The organism is Megasphaera sp. DJF_B143, from assembly GCF_900320625.1.
Lineage (GTDB): Bacteria > Bacillota > Negativicutes > Veillonellales > Megasphaeraceae > Megasphaera > Megasphaera hexanoica.
The window spans coordinates 1-5,260 of the sequence record NZ_ONTA01000241.1 but is presented as its reverse complement, the minus strand read 5'-3'; the positions used below and the strand labels follow the sequence as shown (position 1 = coordinate 5,260).

At 50.6% G+C, this 5,260-nt stretch carries 5 protein-coding genes and 1 pseudogene; 4 read left to right on the top strand and 2 right to left on the bottom strand.

Annotation, left to right across the window (positions count from 1 at the left end; translation table 11 throughout):
- Nucleotides 1–459 (top strand): annotated as a pseudogene (locus DBO31_RS07160) (ammonium transporter); the annotation flags it as partial.
- Between the two features lie 169 nt (nt 460–628).
- Nucleotides 629–1,003: a P-II family nitrogen regulator gene (locus DBO31_RS07155; protein WP_059076561.1), complete on the top strand. Its 375-nt coding sequence runs from the start codon at nt 629–631 to the stop codon at nt 1,001–1,003.
- Nucleotides 1,004–1,091: 88 nt separating this feature from the next.
- Here the strand turns inward: DBO31_RS07155 and DBO31_RS07150 are convergent, their stop codons facing one another.
- Both DBO31_RS07150 and DBO31_RS07145 read right to left on the bottom strand, forming a co-directional pair.
- Nucleotides 1,092–2,336, bottom strand: coding sequence for a pyridoxal phosphate-dependent aminotransferase (locus DBO31_RS07150; protein WP_113856371.1), 1,245 nt, complete (start codon nt 2,334–2,336; stop codon nt 1,092–1,094).
- Nucleotides 2,337–2,421: 85 nt separating this feature from the next.
- Nucleotides 2,422–3,135, bottom strand: a complete 714-nt coding sequence (locus tag DBO31_RS07145) for an MgtC/SapB family protein (RefSeq protein WP_234995429.1) — start codon at nt 3,133–3,135, stop codon at nt 2,422–2,424.
- 154 nt (nt 3,136–3,289) lie between these two features.
- On the opposite strand from DBO31_RS07145, the gene DBO31_RS07140 reads away from it, so the two are divergent.
- Together DBO31_RS07140 and DBO31_RS07135 are read left to right on the top strand one after the other, a co-directional pair.
- A complete protein-coding gene (locus tag DBO31_RS07140; protein WP_150824802.1) occupies nt 3,290–4,381 on the top strand; it encodes an acyltransferase family protein in 1,092 nt (363 codons plus the stop codon).
- Between the two features lie 122 nt (nt 4,382–4,503).
- Nucleotides 4,504–5,106 (top strand): DedA family protein, encoded by a 603-nt coding sequence (locus DBO31_RS07135; protein WP_075582452.1) that lies wholly within the window; start codon nt 4,504–4,506, stop codon nt 5,104–5,106.
- Nucleotides 5,107–5,260: the final 154 nt, after the last annotated feature.

Here is a 5,260-nt window from a genome sequence, read left to right as displayed (position 1 = left end):
CTGGGAGCCGCATCGGGCTGCATCGCCGGTCTCGTAGCCATTACGCCGGCTGCCGGCTTCGTCGCCCCCCTTCCGGCTCTCTATATCGGTGCCATCAGCGGCATCATCTGCTATCTGGCCGTTGCCGTCTGCAAGAACCGTCTGGGCTATGACGACGCTCTCGACGCCTTTGGCATCCACGGTATCGGCGGTACGTGGGGTTCCATCGCAACTGGCCTCTGGGCTACAGTTGAAGTCAACCCCGACGGTGCCAATGGCCTTTTCTACGGCGATGCTCATCTTCTGATGGCACAGATTATTTCGACAGTCGTTGCGTACGCGCTGGCTATTATCGGATCCATTATACTCTATAAAATCATCAGCCTCTTCACGAATTTCCGCGTCGACGCCGATGAAGAAGTGGTCGGACTCGATATCAACGAACACGGCGAACGCGGCTATACGCAGCAGACATTATAATATGGACAGCAACGGCCAGTGTCACACCCTTACCCAAGCACTGGTCTTTGCCGCATCAGCTGCGGGATTGGCATGACGATCCCAAGACGTGTTACATGTATCTCCTTAACAAACAATCCCGCAGCTGATGCTATAATAGATATATATCCCAATGCAGGAGTGATTATATATGAGAAAAATTACAAAAATAGACATCGTGACCCGTCCGAGCAAGCTGGATGAACTCAAAGCCGCCCTGAACGCTATCGGCGTCATGGGCATTACCGTCAGTCAGGTCTATGGCTGTGGCACACAGAAAGGCCATATCGAAGTATACCGGGGCAAGGAATACCAGGTAAACCTCCTCCCTCATATTAAAGTAGAAACGGTCGTCTGCGAAGTCCCTGTCGATGATGTCATCGAAACGGCCATGCGCATCTGCCAGACGGGGGAACCGGGCGATGGCAAAATCTTCGTGTTCAACGTCGAAGATGCCGTCCGTATCCGTACGGGAGACCGCGGAGCCGAAGCCATTATGGATGAAAAAGAACCTCCTACAACGTAATTCCTGATACGACGAAGAGGCCGCTCCACGAAGCGAAATGCTTCATGGGGCGGCCTCTTTTTCCGTATGGAATCCTATGGGAGTTTTCTTATCCGTCTACCGATTCCAGTGCTTTTTTGATTTTGGATGCCACACCGGTCATTTTATAGGCCGGGATGGAGCAGACACCGAGGCGGATGCCCCGTGCCAGAGGAGCAGCAAAAATGAGGTCTTCCTGAAGTTTTGCACAGGCCTGAGCCGATTTCAGCGTCGGGACAGAAATGAAAAATCCCGCCTTATAGGGAACAAAATCGAGATTGCAGGCCCGGGCTTCTTCCATGAAAATATCTGCACGGCGGCGGATATTCTGGAAATAGTTATTTTCTTCTGTTTCCAGTTCTTTCAGCAGTGCCGGGTCTCTGCGTACAATAGATAACAGGGTCATGGCCGCCCGGTTGATATTGGACCAAGCCGTACGGGCCGAATATTTCCCCACTTCCTGAAATTCATCGATGACATCCTTGCTGGAAGACAGGCCTACGAGAGCGCCTGCCCGCTGGCCGTAGAGGGTAAATCCTTTAGACATGCTGTAGGCAAACATGACGAAGATGTGTTCCGGCAGATGGCTGAACTGCTTCATGAACGTACGGACTTTGTTCTTATCCCCCGTATAGGCGATATATGCGATATCGACGAGGATACTGATGCGTTTTCCATTCTTTTCGTGGAACCGGCACACATCGAGCACTTCTTCCCAGTCCCGGTCCGACAGGGCAAATCCTGTCGGGTTATTGGCCGGCGTGTTGAGCATGATGAGCAGAGAGTCCTGCTGGCGCAGAATGGCTGCTACAGCCGAAGAAAAAGAATCAATATTGAAGGAATGGCTGTCATCGAGCATAGCAAAAGTCGTAAGATGACGGCCCACTTCATCACAGAGATTGTCGTAGACCGACCAGCGCCAGTCCGTCGTCAGAACCTGGTCACCTACTTCCGAATAGTTAGTAATGGCGATATGAACGGCCCCGGTACCACCGGCCGTCGCTATGGCAGCCGTATAGCCATCGGGCCGCTGGTCTTCAAAGGTCGCATCGATGACATCACTGCGGTAATCGGCCAGTCCGACCGGCGGTGCATAAGTAATAAAATCACTCATAGGCAGTGATTTATATACTTTTTCGACGACAGGAAGACAGGCTACTTTTTCATCGTCTCCAGCATAACAACCTACGGTAGCATTGACTACGTTTTTAATTCCGTATTTTTTTATTGCCTCTTTGGCTGCCGCGCTGGACGAAAATACGACATCATTTATTTTTTTCCCTTCCCGGCTGGCAGCCGCCATACATGTTGACATAACAGGACCCCCTCCAAAGCAAAAAAGCAATGATTCCTTTTTATTATACCACGCAATTCCCGGTTTACATATATTTTAATGCAATTCAATCTTTTTCTTTCTGTTCTTTTGGTTCTGTTACGGTGGCCTGTTTTATTCCTTTTATTCCCAGAAGGTCTGAAAGGAGTTCGCTCTGACTCAGTTCTTCTCCTACGTGTACCGTCAATTCCAGTTCGACATTTTCCTCTTCTTCTCCAGAAAGAGTGCGAAAGGAAAGAAGTGCCAGCTGATGGTGCTGCAGATATTCCGACAGGCGGCGGGACTGTCCCACCGTATTGCGCATCATCAGGTGCAATACGTAAGAATGGCGTCCCCGTTTCCGCATCATCTTATCCAGACGGACAAAGACGGTAAGTACGATAAATATGAGCACCGTCGCGGCCGCCGCTGTCACCAGATAGCCGGCACCGACGACCAGCCCGACGGCAGCCACACCCCAGATGCTGGCCGCCGTTGTCAGGCCCTTGACACTGTGTCCCTTCTGATTAGCCAGAATCGTGCCGGCTCCGAGAAACCCTACACCAGAAATGACCTGGGCTGCAATCCGTTCGGGATCCGAACGGGTATAGCCATAGACAGAATAGAAATCGAGGGCGATATTAATAGAAATAATCATGCACAGGCAGGCGCCGAGGCATACGAGGATATGAGTACGCAGACCGGCAGACTGACTCCGGGCCTCCCGTTCGTACCCGATCAGGCCTCCCAGGATAATAGCCACGATGAGCCGTATGATGCTGTCACTGGTACTAATCATCATGGGCATCACTCCTATTCATCAAAAAAACAAAATCTTCACTTTTTCTTTATATTGGTTATAGTATAATATACGTCGGAAGGAAAATCTACGCCCAGCGTTTATACTGTATGTCTATATTCCTTATACACCATGTTTACAGAAAGGAGCCTTCCTGATGGGTAAACATATATTTTATCTCGATAATCTGCGCACGTTTGTCATTTTTCTGGGTATTCTCTGCCTGGCAGCTGGTTCGTTCCTGCCGGCTCCGTTTATGCCACCTCATTACGTCTTTGCCGGCCAGCCGGGTACTATCACCCCTTTTTATTATCTCTTTTATGAATTTGCCATGACACTGGTCATTCCGGTCCTCTTTTTTATCAGCGGCTATTTTAGCGCGTCGAATCTGCGGATCCGCCTGTTCCAGCCATATTTCAAAGGACGCTGGCTGCGTCTGGGCTGGCCTTTGCTGTTTGCTATAATCATCATGATGCCGGAAATAGCCTGGATCAGCGCCCGCAGCACGGGATACAGTGCGGGATTTTTCACTTTCCTTACGCAACGCTTCCTGGGCCGGGGATTCACGTTGGGAATATACGGATTTCTGGCAGTGCTCCTGCTGTTCATCCTGCTGCTCATGGCAGCCAAAAAGCTCAATCATCAGGCCCTTCGCCATACGGAAATTTCGTCTCCATCCCCGCTCTTCCTCATTCTCTTCGTTGGTGTTCATCTCATTTTAGCCCTGGCCGTCTACTTCGGGCTGCTCGGCCTGTCACCGCAAAGTCTTTCCGCCTTCCAGGCATTTTTTGCCGGTCTGGGCTTTCAGCCGAGCTGGCTTATCACGGCGGCCTTATACTTTCTCCTCGGCATCTACGCAGCCAAACACCGCTGGTTCATCCAGGGAGGTTACATTCCAGGGAGTGTCTGGATTGCCGCGGCCATTGGCTTTTCCATTATATACAATGTATTTCCCTATTATCACGTCATCACCCTCGCCTTCCTGTCTCTTTCGGGGACACTCGGTCTGATTGCTGTCTTTGCCCGCTGGGGAGATCAGAGTTCGCAGACGCTGCTCACCTTGTCCCATATGGCCTACCCCGTCTGGTATCTGAGCGAACCGGTATTGGAAAACATCATGTACTTTCTCCTGCCCCTTACAATTGCCGCCCCGCTCAAATTGATACTGGCTCTGGGCCTGACCTTGTTCTACGGATATTTCGTCTACAAATATGCCTTATGCCATCTGGGCTGCTTTAAAACGCGCTGACGGGGATTTAAATAATTCCTTAATTTTCGCCCCCCTACTGGCACAAAGACTCCTATCTATGCTATGATAGGATAAGTCAGTTATATACTTTCTTTTTTCACCTAAGGAGTTGGATGAATTCTATGGATACATTGCTGCAATTAATGGAAGTCTATGGATATGCAGCCATGTTCGTGGCCATGGTAGCCGAAAATGCCAATATTCCCGTTCCCAGCGAAGTCGTCCTCGGTTTTGCGGGATTTCTCATTTCACAACATATTTTCGATTTCTGGACGACCTTTATCATCGCCTGCGCAGCCGGCGTGACCGGCTCAATTCTGAGTTACTGGCTCGGTTCGTATGGCGGCCGTCCTCTGCTCTTGAAATACGGCAAATATATCTTCTTCAATGAAAAAAAGTTCAATATGGCCGAAAAGATGTTCAATAAGTACGGTGGTATTGCCGTCATCATCTGCCGCTGCCTGCCCGGCGTACGGACATTCATTTCCTTTCCGGCCGGCGTCGCCCGTTATCCCTTCGGCCGGTTCGTACTGTTTACGATTATCGGCACCATTCCCTGGACACTGCTGCTCGTCTGGGCCGGCTCCGTACTGGGCAGTCATTGGCGTGACCTGATTCAGTATAATCATCAGCTGCTCATCGGAATGGGCATCGTCTGCGCCGTCATTGCCGTCGTCGGTCTCTGGAAATACCGCCGCAGCCGCAACCGCCGCCAGACGGAATAATCTGTGCCATCTGCTGCCGCATACCTCATCGTGCGGCAGTTTTTTTCTGTCACATACGGCCCACTGGAAAGGAGTCTTACATGAAAGCCCGCAGTCTCTTACTCGCTATCGCCATTGTCAGCCTTTTATTTTTCCTTACAGGCAATGCGTCTCT